The organism is Blastococcus sp. SYSU DS0552 (assembly GCF_054050815.1).
In genome coordinates this window covers 279,910-303,821 of sequence record NZ_JBJHAB010000001.1, presented here as the reverse complement: position 1 = coordinate 303,821, position 23,912 = coordinate 279,910, and the positions used below count along the sequence as shown (strand labels likewise).

Here is a 23,912-nt window from a genome sequence, read left to right as displayed (position 1 = left end):
AGTGGTTCAAGACTCGATGGGCGTGCGGGCCTCGCGCTCCGTCACCCCGGCGGGCTGGCCCAGGCCTGGGCGTTCCCGATGTCGGCTCCCATCTTCGCACCTGGCACACCGGCGGTGCAGCAGGCGTGGCGGGCCGCCACGCCCGCCCACGAGGGCGTTCGGCGGCCGGACCCCGCGGCGCACGGCCGGGCGGCACGGCCGGAGCGACGTAGGCTCACAGGGGTGATCGATCCTCAGTCCGACGCCGATGACCTGCCGCAGCTCACCGACCCGGTGGTCGTGGTGGCGTTCGAGGGCTGGAACGACGCCGGGGACGCCGCCACTGGGGCCGTCGAGCACCTCGAGCTGATCTGGGACGCGAAGCCGTTGGCCGCCCTCGACCCCGAGGACTACTACGACTTCCAGGTCAACCGGCCCACGGTCTCCCTGATCGACGGGGTGAGCCGGCGCATCGAATGGCCCACCACCCGCATCTCCGTGGCCCGGCCGAAGGGGCTGGACCGCGACGTTGTCCTCATCCGGGGCATCGAGCCGAACATGCGCTGGCGCAGCTTCTGCGAGGAGCTGCTGGAGATCCTCGACGAGCTCGACGCCTCCATCGTGGTCGCCCTCGGCGCGCTGCTGGCCGACACCCCGCACACCCGGCCCACGCCGGTGACCGGGTCGGCCTACGACCAGGAGTCCGCACGGGCCTACGGGCTGGAGACCTCCCGCTACGAGGGCCCCACCGGGATCCTCGGTGTGTTCCAGGACGCCTGCGTGCAGGCGGGGCTGCCGGCGATCAGCTTCTGGGCCGCCGTCCCGCACTACGTGTCGCAGCCGCCGTCGCCCCGCGCCACCGTCGCCCTGCTGCAGCGCGTGGAGGAGGTCCTGGAGATCACGGTGCCGCTCGGGGCCCTGCCGCAGCAGGCCGAGGACTGGGTGAAGACCGTCGACGAGATGGCCAGCGAGGACGCCGAGGTCGTCGAGTACGTGCGCTCGCTGGAGGAGCGGGCCACCGAGGTGGACCTGTCGCAGGCCAACGGCGACCAGATCGCCCGGGAGTTCGAGCGGTACCTGCGCCGCCGGGGTGGGCCCACCGGCGGGGCCTGAGCGGCCGGCGCCGTCGAAGCAGGCCACGGCCGCCCGTGGCGCGGTGCGCGTCGTCAGTCGCTGCGCAGCAGCGGTCGCATCTGCGCCGAGGCGTCGGCGTCGAACAGCCGGTCGTGCGTGGCGAGGGCGAACCGGTCGGTCATCCCGGAGACGTAGTCGACGACCTGGGTGAGCGGATCGGCCTCGGTGTCGCGGTAACTGGCCGGGATGAGCTCGGGGTGGGCCAGGTGGTGGTCGACGAGCCGGCGGATGACGTCGACCGCCAGGTGCTTCTGCCCGGCGGCGACGTCGGAGGCGTACACGCGGGCGAACATGAAGTCGCGCAGCTCGTGCATCGCCTGCAGCGGCTCCGGAGCCATGACGACGCGCGCGCTGCCCGGCGCCAGCGAGCCCTCGACGACGGCGTCGATCATGGATCCGACCATCTCGCTGCCCGGCTGCCCGAAGACGGCGACGGCGCGCGCGGGCAGGTCGGAGGTCCGGATGACCCCGGCGCGGACGGCGTCCAGCGCGTCGTGGGACAGGTAGCCGATCCGGTCGGCGTAGCGCACGCACTCGGCCTCACGGGTGGCCGGCGGCGGGTCGATCTTCCAGCTGTGGGCACGGATGCCGTCGCGCACCTCCCAGGTGAGGTTGAGGTCCTCCAGCACCTCCACGATGCGCACGCCCTGGGCTGCGTGGTGCCAGCCGCCGTCGACGTAGGGGTCGAAGGCCTCCTCGCCGATGTGCCCGAACGGCGAGTGCCCGACGTCGTGGCCCAGGGCGATCGCCTCGGCCAGCGTCTCGTTGAGCCCGAGCGCCCGGGCCAGCGAGCGCGCCACCTGGGTCACCTGCAACGTGTGCGTCAGCCGGGTGACGAAGTGGTCGCCGTCGGGGTTGAGGAAGACCTGGGTCTTGTGCTTGAGCCGGCGGAACGCCTTCGCGTGCAGGATCCGGTCCCGGTCCCGCTCGAAGGCGGTGCGCAGCGCGTCCTCCGCCTCCGGCCGTGCCCGGCCCCGGCTGGCCACCGCCCGGGTCGCGGCGGGTGCGAGCTGCTCCTCGGCCCGCTCGCGCGCCGCGCGGTCGGTGAGCCGGAACGGACCGTCGGGGACGCCGGCCATCAGAAGCTCTGCAGCTCCACGCCCAGGAGCGCGTCGACGGCGTCGCAGACGACCTGCGGCGCGTGCTCCTCCAGGTCCTCGCCGCCGGCCAGGGTGCGGGCGGCCCAGGCGTCGACCAGGGCGATCGCGCCGGGGCTGTCGAGGTCGTCGGACAGTCGCTCGCGCAGCCCGTGCAGCACCGGGCCGGCCGGGGCGCCGGCCTCGCGGCCGACGGCGCTCCGCCAGGTGTCCAGCCGCTCCTGCGCCTCGGCGAGCAGCCGGTCGCTCCACTCCCGGTCGGTGCGGTAGTGCCCGGACAGCAGGGCCAGCCGGATGGCCATCGGGTCCACGCCCTCGCCGCGCAGCTTGGAGACGAAGACCAGGTTCCCCCGGCTCTTGCTCATCTTCTCGCCCTCCAGGCCGATCATCGCGGCGTGCACGTAGGCCCGGGCGAAGGGCTTGGTGGCGGTGAGCGCCTCGGCGTGCACGGCGGAGAACTCGTGGTGCGGGAAGACCAGGTCGCTGCCGCCGCCCTGGACGTCGAACTCCATGCCGATCGTGTCCAACGCGATCGCGGCGCACTCGACGTGCCAGCCCGGCCGGCCGCGGGTGCCCCGCGGACCGGGCCAGGCCGGCTCCTCGGGCCGCTCACCGCGCCAGAGCAGCGGGTCCAGGCGGTTGCGCTTGCCCGCCCGGTCGGGGTCCCCGCCACGCTCGGCGAACAAGGTCAGCATCGTGGCCTCGTCGTAGCCGGACTCCGAGCCGAAGCCCGGGGCCTGCGCGACGTCGTGGTAGATGTCGCCGGTGCCGTCGGCCAGGACGTAGGCCAGCCCGGCGTCGAGCAGCTGCTCGATGTACGCCACGATCCGGGGGATCGACTCGACCGCGCCCACGTAGTCCTCCGGGGGCAGTACACGCAGCGCCGTCATGTCCTCCCGGAACAGTGCCGTCTCGCGCATGGCCAGGACGATCCAGTCCTCGCCGTCGCGCGCGGCACGCTCGAGCAGCGGGTCGTCGACGTCGGTCACGTTCTGCACGTAGTGGACGGCGTGCCCGGCGTCGCGCCACACCCGGTTGACCAGGTCGAAGGCCAGGTAGGTGGCGGCGTGCCCCAGGTGCGTGGCGTCGTACGGGGTGATGCCGCAGACGTACATCCGTGCGGTCCGGTCCGGCGTCGTCGCGGCGATCTCACCGCGAGCGGTGTCGTAGACCTTGAGCACGGAGCCCGTGCCGGGCAGGGTCGGCAGCAGGGGGGCGGACCAGGAGAGCACGGTACGAGCCTAGAGCGGGTCTCCGACGGCACCGGCCCCGCAGGTCCGTGCGGGTCATCACGTCGGAGGGAAGGCGCCGGTGGCGCCCCTCTGCAGGAGGAGGAGCGAATGCAGCTCGACGAGTACCTGCCGGCCCTGCGGCGTGTCGACGCCCGGTTCGCCGACGCCGCCGCGGAGGCGGTCCTCGCCCGCGGGTGGGCGGCTCCGGTCCCCGGGTGCCCCGGGTGGTCGCTGGCCGACCTGGTGTGGCACCTGTCCGAGGTGCAGCACTTCTGGGCGTGGGTGGTGCGCACCCGTGCCCGGGACCTCGCCACCTACGTCGAGCCGACGCGCCGCGCCGACGACGAGCTGCTGGGGTACGTGGCCGCGCAGGGCGCCGAGCTGGAGGCGGCGCTCGCCGGAGCCGACCCGGCCGAGCGGGTGTGGACCTGGGCACCGCAGAAGGACGTGGCGTTCGTCCTGCGCCGGCAGCTGCAGGAGGCCACCGTGCACACGGTCGACGTCGAGCAGGTGCTCGGCGACGTGCGCCCGATCCCCGCCCCCGTGGGGCTGGACGGCCTGGACGAGTGGCTGCAGGTCATGGTGCCCGCCGCCCTGCCCGACGGGCCGCCGGAGTCCGCGCACCCCGTCGTCCTCCACGCCGTGGACGCCGACGCCGAGCGCACCCTCTTCCCCGGCACGAAGCCCTTCCCGATCGCCGCGCTCACCGGAACCGCCGGCGACCTGCTCCTGGCCGTGTGGCGCCGGGTCCCGCTGGAGGTGCTCACCGTCGACGGTGACGGCCTGCAGGCGGCCGCGATGATCGACCTCGTGACGCTGGAGTGAGGCCGGAACCGCAGGGGCAGCGCGCACCTAGGGCCAGGTGACGGCGTACCGCTCGAACTCCTGGCCGGTCTGCACGCCGACGACGCAGAACACCAGGCCGGCCGGGTCCAGCATCTGCCAGAAGCCGCCCATGTCGCGGTGCCGGGTGGCGCCCAGGGCCTCCAGCCGGGCGACCTCGGCCGGGATGTCGTCGGTCTCGACGTCGACGTGCCAGCGCGGCGGCGTCCCCTCCCCCGTCCGCTGCACCTCGACGTGCCAGCCGTCGGCGAACGACCCCAGCGAGGCCCACTTCTCGTCGTCGGGGTCGGGCGCGGCGGTGCGCCCCGTGGCGCCGGCCCAGAAGGCGGTGCCGGCCGTGTGATGCTGCGGCGGCAGGTCCAGCAACAGGATGGACAGACGGCTGCGGTGCGGCATGCGCGGGATCCTGGCCCAGGGCACCGACAGGACGACGGCGCCCCGTGCGACTTCTGCGATGTTGCCCCCTACGGCGCACTGACGGGGGCCAGTGTGCAGATCTCGCCGCTCAGAAGGGCGGCCAGGGAAGGGCGGGCCACTCCCCGCTGGGCTCGGGGTGGCGACCGGTGCGCAGCAGCTCGGCCACCCGCCGCTGCGTGCAGCGCACCTCCGCACGGGTCAGGTGCTCGTGCAACTGCTCCCCGAGGTCGCCGCGCAGCTCGTCGGCGAGGCGCTCGAGCACCGTCAGCGCCTCGACGGTCAACGGCGAGCCGGCCCAGCGCCACAGCAGGGTGCGCAGCTTGGGGTCGACGGAGAAGCAGATGCCGTGGTCCACGCCGTGCACGTGGCCGTCGGGCATCGGGATGATGTGCCCGCCCTTGCGGTCGGCGTTGTTCACGACGGCGTCGAACACGGCCATGCGACGCAGCGCCGGGTCGTCGCGGCGGACGAAGGCGGCCAGGTCGACGTCCTCGTCGCCGTCCACCCACAGCTGCACCATGCCGGGGCCGAACGGGCCCTCGCGGAGCACGGTGGGCGGCACGATCCGCCAGCCGGTCGCCTCGGAGACCAGGTAGGCGGAGATCTCCCGGCCGGCGAGGGTGCCGTCGGGGAAATCCCACAGGGGCCGCTCCCCCGCGACCGGCTTGTACACGCACTCGGCGGCGAGGTCGCCGGACCGGATGGCGCCGACCAGGGTCACGTTCGACGCATCGAGCATCCGGCCCTCGACGTCGATCACGCCGGTCCGCAGCAGCTGCAGGGCCTCGGCGTCGTCGGCGGGCGGGCGGAGGTCGCTCCCCTCCGCCGGCTGCTCGCTCACCGCGGGCCGCCGCTCAGCGGCGGTAGCCGTTCTGCCGCGGGCACACGTGGCCCACCGGGTCGAGCGGGAGGGAGCACAACGGGCAGGACGGGCGCCCGGCGGCGACGACCCGGCGGGCGCGGGCGATGAAGGCACGCGCGGCCATGGGGGTGATCGTCACCCGCAGCGCATCGGGCCCCTCGTCGCTGTCGGAGAGGATCACGTCCTCCTCGATCGGCTCCTCGCCGGCGGCCACCGCCTCCACGACGACGGCCTCGGCGGTGCCGTCCCAGGCCAGGCCCATCGCGGCGACGCGGAACTCCTCGTCGACCGGCGCGGTGAGCGGCTCCAGATCGTCGACGTCGGCCTCGGGCGGGATCACCGTGCCGGCCCGGCCGCTGACCTCGTCGAGCAGGTCGTCCATCCGGTCGGCCAGGACCTGCACCTGCGTCTTCTCCAGCGCGACGCTGACGGTACGCCCGGTGTCGTCGGTGGCCTGCAGGTAGAACGTCCTGTCCCCGGGCTGGCCGACCGTTCCCGCGACGAACCGGCTGGGGCGATCGAAGAGATGGAGCTGACGGGGCACGCGCCCAGGTTACGCGGGGGCGCCCGACCCGCCTCCCACCACGGCGTCCGAGGAGGCCTTGCGCCGGCGCCCCTTGCGGGGCGGGGGCATCAGTGCGGAGACGTCGCCGCCGGTGTCGTTGATCCGGGCCACGAACGGCCGGGTGTCGGTGTAGGAGACCACCGAGATCGAGGCAGGGTCGACGACGATCCGCTGGAACTGGTCGAGGTGCAGCCCCAGGGCATCGGCGAGCACGGCCTTGATGACGTCGCCGTGGCTGCAGGCCAGCCAGACCGCGTCCGGGCCCAGCCGTGCGTTCCACTCGCGGACGGCGGCCACCGCCCGGGCCTGGGTCTGGGCCAGGCCCTCCCCCTCCGGGCCCGGGAACACCGCGGCCGAGGGGTGCTGCTGCACGACCTTCCAGAGCGGCTCCTTCACCAGCTCCTTGAGCGGCCGGCCGGTCCAGTCGCCGTAGCGCGCCTCCCCCAGCCGCTCCTCGATCGCCGGCTCCAGGTCGCGCCCGGCGACGACGGCGCCCGCCGTCTGCCGGCACCGTTCCAGGGGGCTGCTGACGACGGCGGCCAGCGGCACCGTCGCCAGTCGCTGCGCCACCGCCTGCGCCTGCGCCTGCCCGGTGTCGTCGAGCTGGACGCCAGGGGTCCAGCCGGCGAGCACCCCTCCGGTGTTCGCGGTGCTCCGGCCGTGCCGCAGGAGGATGACGGTGGTCACCGGGCGAGCGTAGGCGGTGCTCCGTCCTCCCCCGGTCCGTGGCAGCCGCCGCAGCAGCACGGCGGCGGGGCAGGACCCGCCGGTCGCCGGTGCACATGACGATCCGGCAATGGCTTGACGATCGGGTGACGGCATCCCGAAGCGTGTTCGGGGACGGGGAGCACGGGCAGGGGACGAGAGGACCGGACATCCGAGACCAGGAGGCGAGATCGCGATGATGCGTCTGCTCCTCGCCGGACTGAGCGCCAGCACGCTGCTGGTGACCACCGGCGCCCCGACCACCTCAGCGCCGTCGATCGTCCCGGCCGGGCCCACCCCACCCGGCCCGGTGCAGCCGGCCCACGAGCCGCTGCCCCCGGTGGGGAACCCGGGCACCAACACCGTGGAGGCCGGGGAGTTCCCGGCCGGCGGCGCCCCGGCCTACCTGACCGACGTCCGCGCCGCCGGGCACGAGGACTTCGACCGGTTCGTCCTCGAGTTCGAGGGCGACGAGGTCCCCAGCTACCGGGTCGGCTACGTCCAGCCGCCGATCACCGAGGACGGCTCCGGCCGGGAGATCGCCGTGGCCGGCTCGGCGTTCCTGGAGGTGCGGATCAGCCCGGCCAGCGGCGTGGACCTCTCCGGTGACGAGCCCCGGGAGACCTACACCGAGCGTGACCAGATCACCGCACCCGGCGGCCGGGTGATCAGCGAGGCGGTCCAGACCGGCGACTTCGAGGCGATGCTGACCTGGACGATCGGCCTGGAGGAGCACGTGCCCTTCGGCGTCGCCACGTTCTCCGACCCGGCGCGGCTGGTCGTCGACGTCCTGCACCAGTCCGACGGCCTGGAGCCGGTCGGCCAGGGCGATACCGCCGACATCGACGTCGAGGCCACCGGGTCGGCGGTCGTGCTGACCGACGTCCGGCTGGGCGCCCACGACGGCTTCGACCGGATCGTCTTCGAGCTCGCCGGTGACGGCGAGGCCGGGTACCAGATCGGCTACACCGAGGACCCGCGCAGCGCGGGCTCGGGCCACCCGCTGGAGGCGCCCGGCGACGCCACCCTGGGGATCACCCTGTCCAACCTGCTGTACCCGGGCGACGCGCCCGAGGGCGTCACGCCCTGGGAGGGCGAGGAGCGGCTGGAGATCGCCGGGACGAGCACGCTGGAGGCCCTGGTCGCCGACACCCTGTTCGAGGGCCGCTACTCCTCCTACGCGGGGCTCGACCAGCGCCGGCCGTTCGCGGTCGCCCGGCTGGCCGACCCGCAGCGGATCGTCGTCGACGTCCTCGACCGGCAGCCCGACGGCGTCGTGCTGGGCGAGCGCTGCACCAGCCCGGCCGGGTTCGCGGTCGACCACCCGTCGGACTGGTCGGTGAACGCCGGTGAGACCGTGCCGGCCTGCAGCCGGTTCTCCCCGCAGGACTTCGACGTGCCCGATGCCACCGACGTGCGCGTGGCCGCGATCGCCTTCTCCATCGAGCCGGTGGCCTTCGACCGGGTCACCCAGGAGCAGCCCGGGGAGCAGGCCCGCCGTGAGCTGACCGTGGACGGCCGGGACGCCGTGCGGATCGAGCGCACCGCCACCGGCGAGGGGCTCTGGCCCGAGGGCACGCCGTCGACCCGGTACGCCGTCGCCCTCGAGGAGGGTGAGCACGGACCGCGCACGCTGGTCGCGGACACCGTCGGCCTGCCGAAGTTCGACTACGAGCGCAACGTCGAGGTGCTCGACGCGATGATCGGGACGCTGGACCTCGACGCCGGCACGGAGGGCTGAGCCACACGTCTCCCGTGGCGACCCGGAGCCCTATCGGCTCCGGGTCGCCGCTGTCCCGCTCCCGAGCGTGACGGCGGGGCTCAGCGTGGGATGGGCGTGGGGGTGACGTCGACGGGAGTGGTGGGGTCCAGGACCCCGGCGAACACCAGGCCCAGGATGAGCAGGCCCAGCAGGATGCGGTAGACGACGAAGGGCACGTAGCTGCCCCGGTCCAGGTAGCGCAGCAGCCACGCGATGACGACCAGACCCACGACGAACGCCAGGACGGTGGCGAGGATGGTCGGGCCCCAGGCGATCGGCGGGCCGGCGACGTCCCCGCTGAGCACCTCGTAGACCTGGAAGAACCCGGCGCCCAGCACCGCCGGCACGGCCAGCAGGAACGAGTACCGGGCCGCGGCCGACCGGGTGTACCCGAGGAAGAGCCCGGCGGTGATCGTGCCGCCGGAGCGGGAGACCCCCGGGATCAGCGCCATCGCCTGCGCGAAGCCGAACGCGATGCCGTGGCCGACCGTCAGCCGGTCGAGCTCACGCCGCTTGGCCCCCACGCGATCGGCCCAGAACAGCACCAGCGAGAACAGGATCAGGGCGGTCGCCGTGATGCGCAGGTCGCGGAACGTCGTCTCGATCGAGTCCTGGAACAGCAGGCCCAGGACGACGATCGGCAGGGTGCCGACGATGATCAGCCAGCCCATGCGGGCGTCGGGGTCACCCTTCCGCCGCCCACCGAGCGAGGCGACCCAGGCGGTGATGATCCGCCAGATGTCGTGCCGGAAGTAGAGCAGCACCGCGGCCTCGGTGCCGATCTGGGTGATCGCGGTGAACGCCGCGCCGGGGTCCTGCCACCCGAAGGCCTCCCCCACGACCCGCAGGTGGGCGCTCGAGGAGATGGGGAGGAACTCGGTGAGCCCCTGCACCAGGCCGAGGACGACGGCTTCGAGCCAGCCCATCTCAGCGCCCCCCGAGGGGACGGCTGGCGGCCGGACGGAGAGCGGATCGTTCGGGCACGACCGCTGACCTTAGGTGGCGGCCGGTCCGGGCCCGGCACGCCGCCCCGCAGCGGCCGGTGCTCCCGGGTGCGCGCCCGGTGACGGCGGTAGGTTGGCCGGTCGTGGAGCAACGGGCGTTGGGGCGCAGCGGTCTGATCGTGTCCCGGCTCGCGCTGGGCACGATGACCTGGGGCGGCGACACCGACGAGGACGAGGCCGCCATGCAGCTGACGGCCTTCGTCGACGCCGGTGGCACGCTGGTCGACACGGCCGACGTCTACTGCGACGGCGAGAGCGAGCGCACCCTCGGCCACCTGCTGGCCGACGTCGTCCCCCGTTCGCAGGTGCTCGTCGCCACCAAGGCCGTCGGGCGCACAGGACCCGGTCCCATGGGCCGGGGCGCCTCCCGGGGGCACCTCATCTCGGCGCTGGACGCGTCGCTGGAGCGGCTGGGCCTGGACTACGTCGACCTCTGGCAGCTGCACGCCTGGGACGAGACGACGCCGCTGGAGGAGACGCTGGCCGCCTGCGACCTCGCCGTCTCCTCGGGGCGCGCGCGCTACGTCGGCGTGAGCAACTTCACGGGCTGGCAGACCGCCCAGGCCGCGACCTGGCAGAAGGCGTGGCCGGGGCGCACGCCGCTGGTGAGCACCCAGGTCGAGTACTCGCTGCTGCAGCGCGGCGTGGAGCGGGAGGTCGTGCCGGCCGCCGAGGCGCTGGGGCTCGGCGTGCTCGCCTGGTCGCCGCTCGGCCGTGGGCTGCTGACCGGCAAGTACCGGCACAGCACGCCGTCGGAGAGCCGCGGGGCGTCGGCGCAGTGGCAGGGCTTCATCGACAACCTCCGCTCGGCTGCGGCCGACCGCATCGTCGAGGCGGTGATCACCGCGGCCCAGGGCCTGGGCACCACCCCGCTGGCGGTGGCGCTGGCCTGGGTGCGGGACCGGCCCGGCGTCGTCGCCCCGGTGGTCGGCGCGCGCACCGCCCAGCAGCTGCAGGCGTCCCTGGACTCCGACGGCGTGCGGCTGCCCGCCGCGATCCGCACCGCGCTGGAGGACGTCTCCGCCCCGCACTTCAGCTATCCCGATCGCCGGTCCGACCGGTGAGCGCCGACCCCACGACCCCCGGCCCGGACCTGGTCTTCGCCGCCTTCTGCGCGGCCGGGCTGTGGCCGGGGCTCGGCAAGCGCGCGGCGGCGGAGCTGCCGGCCGCCGGCATCACCACCCCGGACGACGTCACCGCCGACCGGCTGCTGAAGCTGCCGCGGGTGGGCCGGCAGCGCGCCGAGCGGCTGTTCTCCAGCTTCCTCGCCGCCGCCCCCACCTACGAGGTGGTCGAGCTGCTCGTGGGCGCCGGGCTGCCGGCCAAGCTGGCCGCCGGGGTGGCCGACGCGCTGGGCCAGGACGCCGCCCGCCGGCTGCGGGACGACCCGTGGGCCCTGCTGGGGCTCTCCGGCGTGACGCTGACCGACGCCGACCGGCTCGCGATCGCCGTGCTCAAGGGCGCCGACCGGCAGGACTCCCGGCGCGGCCGCGCCATCGTGGGGCTCACCCTGCGGACGGCGACCCGCGACGGACACACCGTGCTGCCGGTGGACCTGGTCGTGGCCGCGCTGCAGGCCGAGGGCATCGCCGACCCGGCGGCCGCGATCGTCGCGGCCGTCGACTCCGGCGACGTGCTCGACCACGAGCCGCCCGAGCCGGAGCCCGACGAGGACGTCGACGAGCTCCCCGAACCCGATCCCGCGCTGCGGATGCTGTCGCTGGCCCGGTACGGCATGGCCGAGGAGGCGGTGGCCGAGAACGTGGCCCGGCTCGCCGCCGCCGCCGAGCGGATCGCCGACCCGGCCTCGGTGCGCTCGGTGGCCAAGGGGCTGGACGAGGCGCAGAAGCAGGCGGTGGCCCAGGTGCTATCGGCCGGGGTCAGCCTGCTCACGGGCGGCCCGGGCACCGGGAAGAGCCGCACGGTGGCCGCGGTCGTGCAGCTGCTGCGCACCAAGGGCACCGACGTCGCGCTCGCGGCACCCACCGGCCGGGCGGCCAAGCGGCTGGAGGAGCTCACCGACCACCCCGCGGTCACGGTGCACCGGTTGCTCGGGGCACAGGGCGCCTCGGGTGGCTTCTCCCGCAACGAGGAGTGGCCGCTGGACGCCGACGTCGTGGTGGTCGACGAGGCCTCGATGCTCGACGTCGAGCTGACCGCCGCACTCCTGGAGGCCTGCCCCGACGGCACTCACCTGCTGCTGGTCGGCGACCCGGCGCAGCTGCCCTCGATCGGCCCCGGACACGTGCTGGGCGACCTGATCGATTCCGGCGTCGTCCCGGTGACCGAGCTGACCACCCTCTACCGGCAGGCCGAGGGCGGAGCGATCGCGCGGCTGGCGTCGGCCGTGCGGGAGGGGCAGCTGCCGCCGGTCGACTCCCCCGACCGCGAGGTCGTCGTCGTGCCGGCCACCGGCAGCGGCGAGGCCGCTCGCCGCGTGGTCCAGCTGGTCACCGACTCGATCCCGCGTGCGCTGGGCATCGACCCCGGCGGGGTGCAGGTCGTCACCCCGGTGCACCGCGGGCCGGCCGGGACCATCGAGCTGAACAAGGCGCTCAAGGCGCAGCTGAACCCCGGTGACGGCACGGTGTTCGGCTTCGACGTCGGCGACCGCGTGGTGGCCACCGCCAACCACCTGGACCTGGAGCCCACCGGCTTCGCCAACGGCGAGGTCGGCGTCGTCACCGGGACCGGGGACGGGTCGCTGACCGTGGACTTCAGCTCCGGCCCGGTCACCGTCACCGGCAATGCGCTGCCCGACCTGCGGCACGGCTGGGCGATCACCGTGCACCGCGCGCAGGGGTCGGAGTGGCCCGGCGTCGTCGTGGTGCTCCCGCCCGAGGCCGGCGGGATGCTCTCCCGTCCGCTGGTCTACACCGCGCTGACCCGCGCGCAGAAGCACCTGTCGATCGTGCACGCCAGCGGGGCCGCCCTGGCCCGGGCGGTCCGTGACGTCGACGTGCGCCCGCGGCGCACCCGGCTGGCCGGGCTGCTGCGCGAGATCGCCGGCTGAACGCCGTCAGCCGCGGCAGTCCCGCGCCGCCCGGGCCGCGCAGAGCAGCTGGCCGACGGCGGCGCCGAGCTGGCCGGCGCAGGTGAGCGGGCGCGGGAACGGCACCCGCACGTCGGTGTGGCCGAACGGCCGCTCCACGCGCAGCCGGAACCCGAAGCGGTCCAGGCCGAGCGGGCGGACGACGCCGGCCGGGCCCACCACGTCAGCCGGGACCCGGCCGGCCAGGAGCGCGAGGACGTCGGCGTGCGCGCCGGCGAGGTGGCGCAGGTGGTCGGCCTCGACGGCGGCCAGCGGGTCGGGGCGGGCCACCGCGAACTCCTGCGGGCTGACCTCGACGCCGTCGCCGCCCTCCCCCAGGACCACCTCGGCGAGGTCGAGGCGCAGCAGCCGCGCGGACCGGCCGACGTCGAGCAGGACCTCGGTGGGCCGGGTCTCGGCGAAGGCGAGGACGGTGGCCCGCTCGTCCTCGGCCCGCACCGGCGTCGCCCAGCCGGAGAGCCACAGCTGCGCCCGGATCGGCCGGCGCAGCGGCACCGGTGCGTGATCGCTGACCATCAGCAGGGCCGAGAGGTCCTGGTCGGGCGCGCGGTGGACGGCGTCGGCGATGTCCCCGTCGGCGGGGACGACCAGCAGCACCTGCCCGGCGCTGGTGACGGTGTGGGCGAGCAGCCGGCCGCCTTCGACACCGGGCGCGCAGACGGTCGCGGCGGACCGCGTGGCGACGGTGCGGGCGCGCTCGGCCGGCGCGGGCCGGAGCCCGTCGGCCTCCGGACGGCGCTCGGGCGCGGGGTGGGTCGGGCTGCTCGGCATGGCCCCTCCTCGGTCAGTTAGGGCAGCCTATCCAAAGAAGTCGTCCGGCGAAAAGGGGCGCCCCCGCACGCGACCGGCGTGGAGATCACCTCCCGGACGCGGCCGTCCGTCGGTGGCTCCGCCGCCCCGGCCCGCCGATCCGGACGACGAGCAGCCCGAGGGCGACGACGAGCAGCACCCAGGGAGTGGTGGAGGTGCCGGCGCTGGACGCCAGGAGCAGCAGGAGGGCGCCGAACGCCGCGCCGAGCAGCGCTCCGCGGAGCAGGCGGACGGCGACCGGACGCCTCGTGGGCGCCATGCCCCGCGCCACGGACGGGGAGACCCCGGCAGCGTGGGCCCAGCGCTCGGTGGCCTCCCGCACCGCGGCGTCGCGCACCGACCGTCGATCCCCGTCCGTCGCCACAGCCCGCACCTCCCGGTCCACGCCCACCGTGCCGGACCGGCAGGGTCGGGGCAGCTCGGGCGCAGGTCGTTCACCCACCCGGCGGAACGGCGCGGGGCCCGGCGGATGCACCGCCGGGCCCCGCGCCCGTCGCTCCGGGGAGCGAGCCGCGTCAGCTCTTCAGGGTCTCCGCGACGTCCGGGTTGGCCTCGAGCCACGCCTCGACACTCTCGGCGTACTGGCCCTCGCCGTACTCGTTGACGACCGTGTCCTCCAGCGAGGCGTACTGCTCGTCGCTCAGCTGCAGCTGGCCCATGAGCTCGGCCACCTCACCGCAGTCACTGCCGAAGCCCCCGCGAGCGAGGGTGTGGATGGCCTCCGGCTCACCGAAGGCGCCCTCCGGGTCCTCGAGGTCCTTGAGCGGGAACTGGCTGTAGGCCCAGAACGGGTGCCACAGCGTGACGACGACGTCCTCCTGCGCCTCGATGGCCGCCTCCAGCTCGGCCAGCATGGCCACGGTCGAGGACTCGACCAGCTCGAAGCCGGCGTCCCCGAGGCCGTAGGCCGGCATGACGCTGTCCTTGGTCACCTTCGTGAGGCCGGCTCCGGGCTCGATGCCCACGATCCGCCCGTCGAAGGCGTCCGGGTTCTCGGCCAGGTCCGCGATGGAGTCGGCGTCGGTGTAGTCGGGCACCGCGAGGGTGTTGGTCGCGCCCTCGTACCAGGTGCCGAGGTCCTCGATCTGGTCCCCGTACTGCTCCATGTAGGCCGCGTGGGTGACTTCCGGCCAGGCCGAGGAGTACACGTCGATGTCTCCCTCGGCGACGCCGGTGTAGAGCAGCGCGGCGTCGGAGATCTCCGCGAACTCGACCTCGTAGCCGTGGTGCTCCAGGACGTCCTGCCAGAGGTAGGAGGTGCTCAGGGTGTCGGTCCACGACGGGATGAACCCGAGCGTGACCGATTCGCAGGTGCCGCCCGCACCGGAGGCGGAGGGGTCGCTCCCCTCGTCGCCACCACAGGCGGTGGCGGTCAGGGAGAGGGCGGCGAGTCCGGCGGCGAGCCGGAGTGCGTGCGTGCGCACAGGTGGTGCTCCTTCCGATTGCTGCTCCCGACCCGCGGGGATCGCGGGTCGTCCCCCGCGTGCCGGCCCGGCCGTCCGGGCCGCCGACCGGCCACGCGGATCACTGGTCGACGTCGAGGCGCCCGCGAATCTGCGCGTCCCTCGACAGCGAGGGGCCCGGCGGAAACCGCCGGGCCCCTCGGTGCGCACTGCGGAGAGCGAGCGGTCAGCTCTTCAGCGTCTCCGCGATGTCGCTGTTCTCCTCGAGCCACGCCTCGACGCCCTCGGCATACTGCCCCTCGCCGTACTCGTTGACGACCGTGTTCTCCAGCGAGGCGTACTGCTCGTCGCTCAGCTGCAGCTGGCCCATGAGCTCGGCGACCTCGGCGCAGTCGCTGCCGAAGCCGTCCCGGGCGAGCAGGTGCAGGGCCTCGGGCTCACCGAGCGCGCCCTCCGGGTCCTGGAGGTCCTTGAGCGGGAACTCGTTGTAGGCCCAGAACGGGTGCCAGAGGGTGACGACGATGTCCTCCTCGGCGTCGACGGCCGACTGGAGCTCGGCCAGCATCGCCGTGGTGGAGGACTCGACGAGTTGGTAGGAGTCGTCGAGGCCGTAGGTCGGCATCACGCTGTCCTTGGTGGTGCGGGTCAGACCGGCACCGGGCTCGATCCCGACGATGCGGCCGCCGAACATGTCGGCGTTGCCGGCCAGGTCGGCGATCGAGTCGATGTCGACGTACTCCGGCACGGCCAGGGTGAGGACGGCGCCCTCGTACCAGGCCCCGAGGTCCTCGATCGAGTCGCCGTACTCGTCCATGTAGTCAGCGTGGGTGACCTCCGACCAGGCCGAGGGGTAGACGTCGACGTCCCCGCCGGCCAGACCGGAGTACAGCACCCCGGCTTCCGAGATCTCCTCGAACTCGACCTCGAGGCCGCGGTCTTCGAGGACGTTCTGCCAGAGGTAGGCGGTGCTCAGCCCGTCGGTCCAGGACGGGATGAACCCGAGGGTGACCGAGTCGCAGCTCTCGCTCCCGCTGCCGTTACCGGCAGCGGTGGTGTCCTCCGTGCCCTCGTCCCCACCACAGGCGGTGGCGCTCAGGGCGACGGCGGCCAGTCCGGCGGCGAGCCGGGTTGCATGCTTGCGCACAGGTAGTGCTCCTTCCGGTGTTGCTACCGATCCACGAAGGTCGCGGATCGTCGTCCGCTGGTCCTGACCGGCCCGTCCGGGCCGTCTCATCAGGACCGCGGGGACGCTGTGGCCAGCTCCTCGGTGGGCTGGCCGGGGGCCGGGACGGTGCCGCTGCCGACGCTCGTCGACGCGCTCGGCCCTCTCCGGCGGCGGAGGGTGCGGCGCACGCGGCCGAAGGGGGACGCCGTGTCCGACCTGCCGAAGGCGGCGGTGAGCCGGTCCAGGTAGATGGCCAGGATGACCACGGCGAGACCGGCCTCGAAACCCAGCCCCACGTCCAGGCGGGAGATGCTGGTGACCACGACCTGGCCCAGGCCGCCGGCACCGATGAGCCCGGCGATCACGGCCATCGACAGGCCCAGCATGATCACCTGGTTGACGCCGGCCATGATCGTCGGCCGGGCCAGGGGCAGCTGGATGCCGCGCAGGATCTGCCCCGGCGAGCTGCCGAACGCGTAGCCGGCCTCGACGGTCTCCGCATCGACCTGGCGGATGCCGAGCTCGGTGAGCCGCACGCCGGGGGGCATGGCGAAGACCATGGTGGTGATGACGCCGGGGACCACCCCGATGCTGAAGAAGATGACCGCCGGGACGAGGTAGACGAAGGCGGGCATCGTCTGCATGAAGTCCAGCACCGGCCGGACGACCGAGCTGATGCGGTCGCTCTTCGCCGCCGCGATGCCGGTCGGTATCGCGATCACCAGAGCGACGACGGTGGCGAACAGCAGGAGGGACAGCGTCTCCATCGCCGCCTCCCAGAGCTCCAGGCTCTGGATGAGGAGCAGGCCGACCAGGGAGCCGATCCCGAAGGCGATCGACCGTGCCGCCAGGCCGAGCAGCGCCAGCAGCACCGCGAAGAGCAACGGCGGCGGGAAGAGGAGCACCTCGGTGATCCCGTCGACAGCGGTCTCGATGCCCGTGCTCACGGCGTCGAAGACCGGGTCGAAGTTCTCCTTGAGCCAGTCGAAGCCGGTGTCGATCCAGTCGCCGAGCGGCACGCGCGGGAGGGCGCTCTCCTCGGCCGCGGTGATCAGGGTGGTCTCAGGCACGGGGCGCCTCCACGGTCTGCGGGTCCTCGTCGGCAGGGGTCGGGGGGTGCGCGTCGTCGGTGCTGACGCCGCCGAGTGCGGCGAGCACGTCGCCGCGGGTGACGACCCCCAGCGCCTCCCCGGCCTCGTCGGCGACCAGCAGCGGCGCCTCCGACAGCGCGGCCGGCTCGAGCAGGTCGGCCAGCGGGGTGTCCGGCGCGACGGTGACGGCGGTGGCGACCGGCCGCCCGTCGGCCCCCTCCACCGGCGCGCTCATCACGTCGCCGGCGGTGAACACGCGGGACCGGTCGACGTCGGCGAGGAACCGCTCCAGGTACTCGTCACCCGGGTCGGCGAGGATCGCCTCCGGCGTGTCTAGCCGGACGATGCGGCCGTCGCGCATGACGGCCACCCGGTCGCCGAGCCGCATGGCCTCGTTGAGGTCGTGGGTGATGAAGACGATCGTCTTGCCCAGCCGCGACTGCAGGTCCATCAACTGGTCCTGCATCTCCCGCCGGATGAGCGGGTCCAGCGCGCTGAACGCCTCGTCCATGAGCAGGATGTCGGTCCCGGCGGCCAGCGCCCGGGCCAGGCCGACCCGCTGCTGCATACCGCCCGAGAGCTCGTCCGGGCGGTGGTCGGCCCACGCCTGCAGCCCCACCATCTCCAGCGCCTCGCGGGCGGCCGCCTGCCGTTCCCGGCGGTCGACCCCTCGCACCTCGAGCGCGTAGGCGGTGTTCTCGAGCACGCTCCGGTGCGGCAGCAGGGCGAAGTGCTGGAACACCATGCTGATCCGTTGCTGCCGCACGGCGCGCAGCCCCTTGGGGTCGAGCGCCGCGACGTCCTCGTCGCCGACGTAGACGTGCCCCGCGGTCGGCCGCACCAGGCCGTTGAGCATCCGGATGAGGGTGGACTTCCCCGACCCGGACAGACCCATGACCACGAAGATCTCGCCCTGCTCCACCTCGAACGAGGCGTCGATGACCGCGGCCGTGGCACCCGATGCCTGCACGTCGGCGGCCGAAGCGCCGGCTCGCAACCGGTCGACGACGTCCTCCGGTCGTCGACCGAAGACCTTGTAGAGGCCTTCCACTCTCAGGACTGGCACGTGCTACCTCCGGTGATCGTCGTGCGGATCCCGGGCGGGCACCGGCGCAGGAGGTCTGCTGGTCGTCCGTTGCCAAGGTCGCGACCGCTCACCGGCGCAGGTCGCCAGCGGGGTCAGGACCCGTGCGAGCGCTCTGGCGCACCGCCCGGAGGAGTGCCGCCGCGTCGCACGACGCGGCTGGGACAGGCCCGTGGGCACTCCTCGATCCGTCTCCGTCGCCGATGACCTAACAGGGCTCAGGAAACGAAAAGGTCACGGACAAGGCCCGACGGAAGGTTCGTCACGCAACCGTCATGTCCCGCGACCCGGATGAGTGGTTTCCTGTGCGGTTGCCCACACGACACCGCCCGGCCGCCCTCCGGGAGGGCGGCCGGGCGGTGCGAGCCGATCACTGCACGGGGGTCACTCCCCCGGTTCGTCGTCCTCGATCGGGACGACGGTCTCCTGCTCGAGGACGTCGGCGTCGTTCGCCTCGCGGTACCCGATGGGCTCCCGGGGGCCGCCGGCTTCGCCGGGGCGGGCAGCCAGCTGCTGCTCCAGCGCATCGGCTTCGGGCACGTCGCCAGTGGGCGACGTCGCCTCCCCCGCGCGCGACGGAGCGGGCGGGTCGAGGAGCGCCTCCTGCTCCGCGCGGTCGGCGTCGGGCACGTCGCTCGAGAAAGCGGGCTCGGTCACGTCGTCCTCCCTGACAAGCGGATGCGGTCCTCCCCCATCGTGCCGTCCGACCGGCGAACCGGCAGGACGGGGCGGTGTGAGGGAGGCGACCAACACGTGCCCTCCGGGCGAACGGCAGGCACAATCGGGCCGATGGAGAGCGCCGGGGACTACGAGTTCGCGCCGCTGCGGATCCCGCCGGGCACCTCCCGGTCCGCAGCGGCCACGATGCTCAGCCTGCAGTCCGACGTCGGCGGGTGGGAGCTGGCCCGCCTCCAGCTGCACGCCGACGGCACCCGCAAGGTCATCCTGCGCCGCCGGGCGCGGCTGTCCTACCTGCCCAAGCCAGTCATCTAGCGCCAGTGCGCCGGGCGGCGCACCGCCGCCGGGATCCGCGTGGCCGCGTCGCCCCGGGCCGCCGAGACCTGCGGCTGGGTGAGGAACAGGCACCGGCCGAGGTTCGTACCCCGGACGTCGGCGGCGCGCAGATCGGCACCGAGCAGGTCCGCCGTCCCCAGGTCGGCGCCGCGGAGGTCGGCACCGATCAGGTAGGCGCCGCGCAGGCTCGCGCCGCGCAGATCGGTGCCCCTCAGGTCGCGGCCCACCAGGTCGGCGCCCCGGCGGTCCCGCGCCCGCGTCCCCGCACGCACCAGCTCGCTGACCCTGCCCAGCAGCTCCCCCACCGGTCCGCGCTGCGCGCCGACGTCGAGCGCGGTCAGCTGCTCCGGGGTGCCGCCGGTGAGCCGCTCGATCCGGTCGCGCACCGCGTGGAGCTCCGCGCGCAGCGGCGCGGCCGCGGGCAGGGAGACCGCCTCGGTGAGGTGCCAGAGCATCTCGTGCAGCTGGCGCATCACGGGCAGGACGGCGAACTGGGCACGGGCCAGCTCCGGCGTCTCCCGCCAGGTGCGGCCGCCGAACGTCGCCTGGGTGATGTGCTGGCCGGCGCCGAAGCAGTCGAACACCGTGCAGCCGGGAAAGCCCCGGTCGCGCAGCGTGGCGTGGACGCCGCAGCCGAAGTCCTCGCCCAGGTGCCGGCAGGGGGTGCCGGCCGGTTTGTCGATCGCGAAATCGGCCGAGGCGGCGAACTCGGGTGCGACGCAGCACAGGCCGGCGCACCGGGAGCAGTCCGCCCGCAGGTGGACCCGGTCGTCGACGACGGGCAGCGGGCGGGACGGCATGGCGGGGACCAGGCTAGGCGCCGATCCCCGCCCGGCCGTATCAGGGCACCAGCACGACCTTGCCGACGGTGCTGCGGTCGGCCAGCTTGGCCAGCGCCTGCGGCGCCTGGTCCAGCGGCAGGGACTCCCCCACGAGCGGGTCGACGGCGCCGGACTCGATGAGCTTCACGAGCTCGTCGTGCACCTTGCCGATGAGCGAGGGCTCCATCTTCCGGTACAGCCCCCAGTGCAGGCCCACGACGCTGTAGTTCTTGACCAGCAGGTGGTTGGCCGGCGCCTCGGGGATGCGGCCGCTGGTGAAGCCGACGACGACGATCCGGCCCTCGAAGGCGATGCACTTGCGGGACTTGTCGAAGACGTCGCCGCCGACCGGGTCGTAGACGATGTCGGCACCGTGCCCGCCGGTGACCTCCTTGACGATCGGGACGAAGTCCTCGGTCGTGTAGTCGATGACGTGGTCGGCCCCGAGCTCGCGGCAGATCCCGGTCTTCCGGGCGCCGCCGGCCGTCGCGATGACCTTCGCCCCGGCGGCCTTGCCGATCTGGATGGCCGCGGTGCCCACACCTCCGGCGCCGGCGTGCACCAGCAACCAGTCACCGGCCTTGATGCCGGCTCGGCGGTGCAGGCCCACGTACCCGGTCTGGTAGGTGAGATACAGCGATGCGGCCTTCTCGTCGGTCATCGAGTCGGGCACGGCCCAGGCGTTGTTCGCGTCCATCAGCGCGTACTCCGAGAAGGCGCCGGGGCCGCCGGACGGCGAGCCGATGACCCGCTGGCCGGTCTCGACGATCTCGCCGCACAGCTCGACGCCCGGGGTGTAGGGCAGCGGCGGCTTCTCCTGGTACATGCCCATGGCCATCAGGACGTCGGGGAAGTTCAAGGCCGCCGCCCGCACCTTGACCAGCACCTGGCCCTCGCCCGGTGTGGGCTGGTCGACCTCGTCGAGGCTCATGACCTTCGAGGGATCACCGAGTTCGTGTACCCGCCATGCACGCATGGGCCCGACCTTGCCAGACCACCGGTGACCGCCGTCACGTGCCCTCTCCCCTCCGGCTCGCACTGGTGCGGCAGGCGTGCCAGTGTGCGGGGCGGTGGCCGCCCTCCCCCGCGGCGGCCCGGGAGGGAATTCGATGATCGAGCAGTTCACCGACCGGTTGCGCTTCCTCGGCGCGTTCCTCGCCCACCCGCGGCAGGTGGGGGCGGTGCTCCCCACCTCGCGTGCGGCGGTGCGCGACATGCTGGACATGGCCGACGTGCCCGGAGCCGAGCTGGTGGTCGAGCTGGGTGCCGGCACCGGGGCGCAGACCCAGGAGATCCTGGCCCGGCTGCGCCCCGGCGCGCGGCTGATCACCTTCGAGATCGACCCCCGCCTGGCCAAACTGCTGGACGAGCGGTTCGACGACCCCCGCGTGCAGGTGGTCTGCGACTCCGCGGAGAACCTCGAGGCCCACCTCGGTGACGCGCGCGCCGACGTCGTCGTCTCCGCGTTGCCCTACACCTCGCTGGAGCCGGGCCTGCGGCGACGGATCCTGGACGTGGTCCCCCGGGCGATGGCGCCGGGCGGCACCACCGTGGTCATCCAGTACTCGCCGCTGCTGCTGCCCGAGCTCCGGAAGCGGTTCACCACGGTGCGGTGGCGGATCACCCCGTGGAACGTGCCGCCGGCGTTCCTGTACTCCTGCCGGCAGGACTGACTCAGCGCATCGACGGCGGGCGCAGCGCCTCGGGCACGACGGCGGTCTCGCCCGCCGTCGTCCTGGCGCTGGGCACGCCCTTGAACTTGTAGGGCACCGTGCCGACGCCGGGCTGGATCACGTAGGCCGCGCCGGGCTCGGCCGAGCCCCAGGCCATGACCATCGCGTCGGCCACCTCCTCGGCGGTGAGCACCGGGAAGCCGGCAGCGGTGAACTGGTCGCGGATCCGGTCGATGATCGCGGTGTCGGCGAACCCGGGGCAGATCGCCGAGATCGTCGTCCCCTCGGCCGCCAGCCGCGGCGCCATGGAGCGGACGAAGGCGATGGCGCCCCCCTTGGCGACGCTGTAGCCCGGGTCGGTCGCCATGGGCGAGAGGCCGGCCAGCGACGCGGTGACCACCATGGCGCCGCCCCCGGCGCGCTTGATCGCCGGGCGGGCCGCGGCCACGCCGTAGACGACGCCGAACAGGTCGACGTCGACCACCCGCATGAACTCGTCGAGGTCGAGGACGTCGTCGCTCTTGGCCGCGGAGATGCCGGCGTTGAGGTAGGCGGCGTCCAGCCGGCCGTGGTCGGCCTCGATCCGGGCGACGAGCTCCTCGTTGGCCGCGCGGTCGGTGACGTCGAGGACGGCGAACTCGCACCCGAGGTCGGCCGCGACCTGGCGGTTGCGCTCGCTGCCGAGGTCGGCGAGGACGACGGTGACCTCGCGCTCGCGCAGCTTGGTGGCGAGGGCGCGGCCGAAGCCGCCGGTCCCTCCGGTGATGAGGGCGACGGAACCGGGGCGGGGTGTGGGAGAGGTCACCCCCGCATCACATCATGCGTTGCGCAGGAAGCGGTCGAGCACCCGGACGCCGAACCGGAGGGACTCGACCGGCACCCGCTCGTCGATGCCGTGGAACAGCGAGGCGAAGTCCAGGTCGGCCGGCAGCCGCAGCGGGGAGAACCCGAAGCAGCGCATGCCCAGGCGCTGGAAGCTCTTGGCGTCGGTGCCGCCGCTCATGGTGAACGGCACCGGCCGGGCGCCGTCGTCCTCCGCCTTGAGCGCCGCGATCATCTGGTCGACCAGCGGGCCGTCGAACGTCGTCTCCACCGCCTGGTCGTGCACCAGCCACTCGCGCTGCACCCCTTCACCGATCAGCGCGGCGAGCTGGCGCTCGAACTCCTCCTCCTGCCCGTAGAGGAAGCGGCCGTCCACGGTGGCGCTCGCCGTCCCGGGGATGACGTTGGCCTTGTAGCCGGCGTCGAGCATCGTGGGGTTGGCGGTGTTGCGCAGCGCGGCGCCGATCATCCGGCTGATGCTGCCGAGCCGGGCCAGCGCGAGCTTGGGCTCGGCGAGGTCGACCTCGATGCCGTAGGCGTCCTCGACCGCGGCGATGAACTGGCGCATCGGCGGGGTGAGGGTGATCGGGAACCGGTGGGCGCCGACGCGGGCGACCGCCTCGCACAGCCGGGTGACGGCGTTGTCCTCGTGCAGCATCGAGCCGTGGCCTGGCTTCCCCGCGGCGGTCAGCCGCATCCACGCCAGGCCCTTCTCGGCGGTCTGCACCAGGTAGAGGCGCAGGTCGTCGTGGACGGTGATGCTGAAGCCGCCGACCTCGCTGATCGCCTCGGTGCACCCCTCGAACAGGTCGGGGTGCTCGTCGACCAGGAAGTGCGCGCCGAGCTTCCCGCCGGCCTCCTCGTCGGCGACGAAGGCGAGCACGATGTCGCGCGGCGGCTGGACGCCGGTGCGCGCCCAGTCACGCACCAGCGCCAGCACCATGGCGTCCATGTCCTTCATGTCGACCGCGCCGCGGCCCCAGATGTAGCCGTCCCGCTCCTCGCCGGAGAACGGGTGCACGCTCCACTCGGCGGGGTCGGCGGGCACGACGTCGAGGTGGCCGTGCACGAGCAGGGCCGGGCGGCTGCGGTCGGCGCCCGGGATGCGGGCGACCAGGCTGGCCCGGCCCCGCTCGGACTCGTGGATGACGCTGCTGATCCCGACCTCGTCGAGCTTGCCGGCGACCCACTCGGCGGCGGTCCGCTCCCCCGCGCTGGTCGACGTGCTGCCGGTGTTGGTGGTGTCGATCCGGATAAGGTCGCTGAGCAGCTCGGCCACCTCGGCCTGGGCGCCGGCCAGCGGGGCGGGGGTGTCGGCCATGGCCGCGATCGTGCCACCTCGACGGTGCTCACCCGAGCGAGTGATGCGGTACTCCA

25 protein-coding genes are annotated in these 23,912 nt (G+C 73.8%); 7 read left to right on the top strand and 18 right to left on the bottom strand.

Features of this window, described 5'->3' with window-relative positions:
• Nucleotides 1-222 precede the first annotated feature (222 nt).
• Entirely contained in the window at nt 223-1,092 is an 870-nt protein-coding gene (locus tag ACI8AG_RS01455) for a PAC2 family protein (RefSeq protein ID WP_456595640.1), read from the top strand.
• Between the two features lie 53 nt (nt 1,093-1,145).
• On the opposite strand, the gene ACI8AG_RS01450 is transcribed toward ACI8AG_RS01455, so the two are convergent.
• Together ACI8AG_RS01450 and mshC are read right to left on the bottom strand one after the other, a co-directional pair.
• Complete coding sequence (locus ACI8AG_RS01450) at nt 1,146-2,192, bottom strand: HD domain-containing protein (protein WP_456595639.1); 1,047 nt, start codon at nt 2,190-2,192, stop codon at nt 1,146-1,148.
• On the bottom strand, nt 2,192-3,442 hold the full coding sequence (mshC, locus tag ACI8AG_RS01445; protein WP_456595638.1) for a cysteine--1-D-myo-inosityl 2-amino-2-deoxy-alpha-D-glucopyranoside ligase: 1,251 nt from the start codon (nt 3,440-3,442) through the stop codon (nt 2,192-2,194). Before mshC ends, ACI8AG_RS01450 begins: the two co-directional genes overlap by 1 nt.
• A gap of 108 nt (nt 3,443-3,550) precedes the next feature.
• On the opposite strand from mshC, the gene ACI8AG_RS01440 reads away from it, so the two are divergent.
• Nucleotides 3,551-4,267 (top strand): maleylpyruvate isomerase family mycothiol-dependent enzyme, encoded by a 717-nt coding sequence (locus tag ACI8AG_RS01440; RefSeq protein ID WP_456595637.1) that lies wholly within the window; start codon nt 3,551-3,553, stop codon nt 4,265-4,267.
• A gap of 27 nt (nt 4,268-4,294) precedes the next feature.
• On the opposite strand, the gene ACI8AG_RS01435 is transcribed toward ACI8AG_RS01440, so the two are convergent.
• The 4 genes from ACI8AG_RS01435 to ACI8AG_RS01420 all read right to left on the bottom strand — a co-directional run bounded on the left by ACI8AG_RS01435 (nt 4,295) and on the right by ACI8AG_RS01420 (nt 6,816).
• Entirely contained in the window at nt 4,295-4,681 is a 387-nt protein-coding gene (locus ACI8AG_RS01435) for a VOC family protein (RefSeq protein ID WP_456587880.1), read from the bottom strand.
• 109 nt (nt 4,682-4,790) lie between these two features.
• The gene (locus ACI8AG_RS01430) at nt 4,791-5,543 is read right to left on the bottom strand and encodes an SCO1664 family protein (protein WP_456595636.1); all 753 of its coding nucleotides are present in this window, start codon (nt 5,541-5,543) and stop codon (nt 4,791-4,793) included.
• Nucleotides 5,544-5,556: 13 nt separating this feature from the next.
• Nucleotides 5,557-6,108, bottom strand: a complete 552-nt coding sequence (locus ACI8AG_RS01425) for a DUF3090 family protein (RefSeq protein WP_456587882.1) — start codon at nt 6,106-6,108, stop codon at nt 5,557-5,559.
• Between the two features lie 9 nt (nt 6,109-6,117).
• Nucleotides 6,118-6,816: a histidine phosphatase family protein gene (locus ACI8AG_RS01420; protein WP_456595635.1), complete on the bottom strand. Its 699-nt coding sequence runs from the start codon at nt 6,814-6,816 to the stop codon at nt 6,118-6,120.
• A 214-nt stretch (nt 6,817-7,030) separates the two neighbouring features.
• Here ACI8AG_RS01420 and ACI8AG_RS01415 point away from each other — a divergent pair, with 214 nt between their 5' ends.
• Entirely contained in the window at nt 7,031-8,575 is a 1,545-nt protein-coding gene (locus ACI8AG_RS01415; RefSeq protein ID WP_456595634.1) for an AMIN-like domain-containing (lipo)protein, read from the top strand.
• Nucleotides 8,576-8,655: 80 nt separating this feature from the next.
• Here the strand turns inward: ACI8AG_RS01415 and ACI8AG_RS01410 are convergent, their stop codons facing one another.
• Nucleotides 8,656-9,522 carry an undecaprenyl-diphosphate phosphatase gene (locus ACI8AG_RS01410; RefSeq protein WP_456587885.1) on the bottom strand — a complete coding sequence of 289 codons (867 nt, stop codon included), beginning with the start codon at nt 9,520-9,522 and terminating at the stop codon, nt 8,656-8,658.
• A gap of 161 nt (nt 9,523-9,683) precedes the next feature.
• Between ACI8AG_RS01410 and ACI8AG_RS01405 the strand changes: the two genes are divergently transcribed.
• Nucleotides 9,684-10,664 carry an aldo/keto reductase gene (locus tag ACI8AG_RS01405; protein WP_456587886.1) on the top strand — a complete coding sequence of 327 codons (981 nt, stop codon included), beginning with the start codon at nt 9,684-9,686 and terminating at the stop codon, nt 10,662-10,664.
• Nucleotides 10,661-12,613: an AAA family ATPase gene (locus ACI8AG_RS01400; protein ID WP_456595633.1), complete on the top strand. Its 1,953-nt coding sequence runs from the start codon at nt 10,661-10,663 to the stop codon at nt 12,611-12,613. Before ACI8AG_RS01405 ends, ACI8AG_RS01400 begins: the two co-directional genes overlap by 4 nt.
• Before the next feature lie 6 nt (nt 12,614-12,619).
• Here the strand turns inward: ACI8AG_RS01400 and ACI8AG_RS01395 are convergent, their stop codons facing one another.
• From ACI8AG_RS01395 to ACI8AG_RS01365, 7 genes are all read right to left on the bottom strand, one after another.
• Nucleotides 12,620-13,423 carry a DUF2470 domain-containing protein gene (locus tag ACI8AG_RS01395; protein WP_456595632.1) on the bottom strand — a complete coding sequence of 268 codons (804 nt, stop codon included), beginning with the start codon at nt 13,421-13,423 and terminating at the stop codon, nt 12,620-12,622.
• Nucleotides 13,424-13,508: 85 nt separating this feature from the next.
• Complete coding sequence (locus tag ACI8AG_RS01390; RefSeq protein ID WP_456595631.1) at nt 13,509-13,826, bottom strand: hypothetical protein; 318 nt, start codon at nt 13,824-13,826, stop codon at nt 13,509-13,511.
• 151 nt (nt 13,827-13,977) lie between these two features.
• Entirely contained in the window at nt 13,978-14,886 is a 909-nt protein-coding gene (locus ACI8AG_RS01385) for a glycine betaine ABC transporter substrate-binding protein (RefSeq protein WP_456595630.1), read from the bottom strand.
• Between the two features lie 205 nt (nt 14,887-15,091).
• Entirely contained in the window at nt 15,092-16,009 is a 918-nt protein-coding gene (locus ACI8AG_RS01380; protein ID WP_456595629.1) for a glycine betaine ABC transporter substrate-binding protein, read from the bottom strand.
• 89 nt (nt 16,010-16,098) lie between these two features.
• Nucleotides 16,099-17,100, bottom strand: coding sequence for an ABC transporter permease (locus ACI8AG_RS01375; protein ID WP_456595628.1), 1,002 nt, complete (start codon nt 17,098-17,100; stop codon nt 16,099-16,101).
• A complete protein-coding gene (locus ACI8AG_RS01370; RefSeq protein ID WP_456595627.1) occupies nt 17,093-18,187 on the bottom strand; it encodes a quaternary amine ABC transporter ATP-binding protein in 1,095 nt (364 codons plus the stop codon). Before ACI8AG_RS01370 ends, ACI8AG_RS01375 begins: the two co-directional genes overlap by 8 nt.
• 402 nt (nt 18,188-18,589) lie before the next feature.
• Nucleotides 18,590-18,862 (bottom strand): hypothetical protein, encoded by a 273-nt coding sequence (locus tag ACI8AG_RS01365; protein WP_456587893.1) that lies wholly within the window; start codon nt 18,860-18,862, stop codon nt 18,590-18,592.
• A 132-nt stretch (nt 18,863-18,994) separates the two neighbouring features.
• Here ACI8AG_RS01365 and ACI8AG_RS01360 point away from each other — a divergent pair, with 132 nt between their 5' ends.
• Nucleotides 18,995-19,198: a DUF5703 family protein gene (locus ACI8AG_RS01360; protein ID WP_456587894.1), complete on the top strand. Its 204-nt coding sequence runs from the start codon at nt 18,995-18,997 to the stop codon at nt 19,196-19,198.
• On the opposite strand, the gene ACI8AG_RS01355 is transcribed toward ACI8AG_RS01360, so the two are convergent.
• Entirely contained in the window at nt 19,195-20,019 is an 825-nt protein-coding gene (locus tag ACI8AG_RS01355; protein WP_456595626.1) for a pentapeptide repeat-containing protein, read from the bottom strand. The genes ACI8AG_RS01360 and ACI8AG_RS01355 overlap by 4 nt on opposite strands.
• Before the next feature lie 40 nt (nt 20,020-20,059).
• On the bottom strand, nt 20,060-20,971 hold the full coding sequence (locus ACI8AG_RS01350) for an NADPH:quinone oxidoreductase family protein (protein WP_456595625.1): 912 nt from the start codon (nt 20,969-20,971) through the stop codon (nt 20,060-20,062).
• A 178-nt stretch (nt 20,972-21,149) separates the two neighbouring features.
• On the opposite strand from ACI8AG_RS01350, the gene ACI8AG_RS01345 reads away from it, so the two are divergent.
• The gene (locus ACI8AG_RS01345; protein ID WP_456587897.1) at nt 21,150-21,713 is read left to right on the top strand and encodes a class I SAM-dependent methyltransferase; all 564 of its coding nucleotides are present in this window, start codon (nt 21,150-21,152) and stop codon (nt 21,711-21,713) included.
• A 1-nt stretch (nt 21,714) separates the two neighbouring features.
• Here the strand turns inward: ACI8AG_RS01345 and ACI8AG_RS01340 are convergent, their stop codons facing one another.
• Nucleotides 21,715-22,518 carry an SDR family oxidoreductase gene (locus tag ACI8AG_RS01340; protein WP_456595624.1) on the bottom strand — a complete coding sequence of 268 codons (804 nt, stop codon included), beginning with the start codon at nt 22,516-22,518 and terminating at the stop codon, nt 21,715-21,717.
• Nucleotides 22,519-22,530: 12 nt separating this feature from the next.
• Complete coding sequence (locus ACI8AG_RS01335) at nt 22,531-23,856, bottom strand: M20/M25/M40 family metallo-hydrolase (protein ID WP_456595623.1); 1,326 nt, start codon at nt 23,854-23,856, stop codon at nt 22,531-22,533.
• Nucleotides 23,857-23,912: the final 56 nt, after the last annotated feature.

What these genes read in the sequence shown, in the direction of transcription:
- ACI8AG_RS01345 (WP_456587897.1), top strand. Translation starts at nt 21,150, where the DNA reads ATGATCGAGCAGTTCACCGACCGGTTGCGCTTCCTCGGCGCGTTCCTC.
- ACI8AG_RS01450 (WP_456595639.1), bottom strand. Translation starts at nt 2,192, where the DNA reads ATGGCCGGCGTCCCCGACGGTCCGTTCCGGCTCACCGACCGCGCGGCG.
- ACI8AG_RS01350 (WP_456595625.1), bottom strand. Translation starts at nt 20,971, where the DNA reads ATGAGCCTCGACGAGGTCGACCAGCCCACACCGGGCGAGGGCCAGGTG.
- ACI8AG_RS01440 (WP_456595637.1), top strand. Translation starts at nt 3,551, where the DNA reads ATGCAGCTCGACGAGTACCTGCCGGCCCTGCGGCGTGTCGACGCCCGG.
- ACI8AG_RS01395 (WP_456595632.1), bottom strand. Translation starts at nt 13,423, where the DNA reads ATGCCGAGCAGCCCGACCCACCCCGCGCCCGAGCGCCGTCCGGAGGCC.
- ACI8AG_RS01355 (WP_456595626.1), bottom strand. Translation starts at nt 20,019, where the DNA reads ATGCCGTCCCGCCCGCTGCCCGTCGTCGACGACCGGGTCCACCTGCGG.
- ACI8AG_RS01435 (WP_456587880.1), bottom strand. Translation starts at nt 4,681, where the DNA reads ATGCCGCACCGCAGCCGTCTGTCCATCCTGTTGCTGGACCTGCCGCCG.
- ACI8AG_RS01335 (WP_456595623.1), bottom strand. Translation starts at nt 23,856, where the DNA reads ATGGCCGACACCCCCGCCCCGCTGGCCGGCGCCCAGGCCGAGGTGGCC.
- ACI8AG_RS01415 (WP_456595634.1), top strand. Translation starts at nt 7,031, where the DNA reads ATGATGCGTCTGCTCCTCGCCGGACTGAGCGCCAGCACGCTGCTGGTG.
- ACI8AG_RS01360 (WP_456587894.1), top strand. Translation starts at nt 18,995, where the DNA reads ATGGAGAGCGCCGGGGACTACGAGTTCGCGCCGCTGCGGATCCCGCCG.
- ACI8AG_RS01410 (WP_456587885.1), bottom strand. Translation starts at nt 9,522, where the DNA reads ATGGGCTGGCTCGAAGCCGTCGTCCTCGGCCTGGTGCAGGGGCTCACC.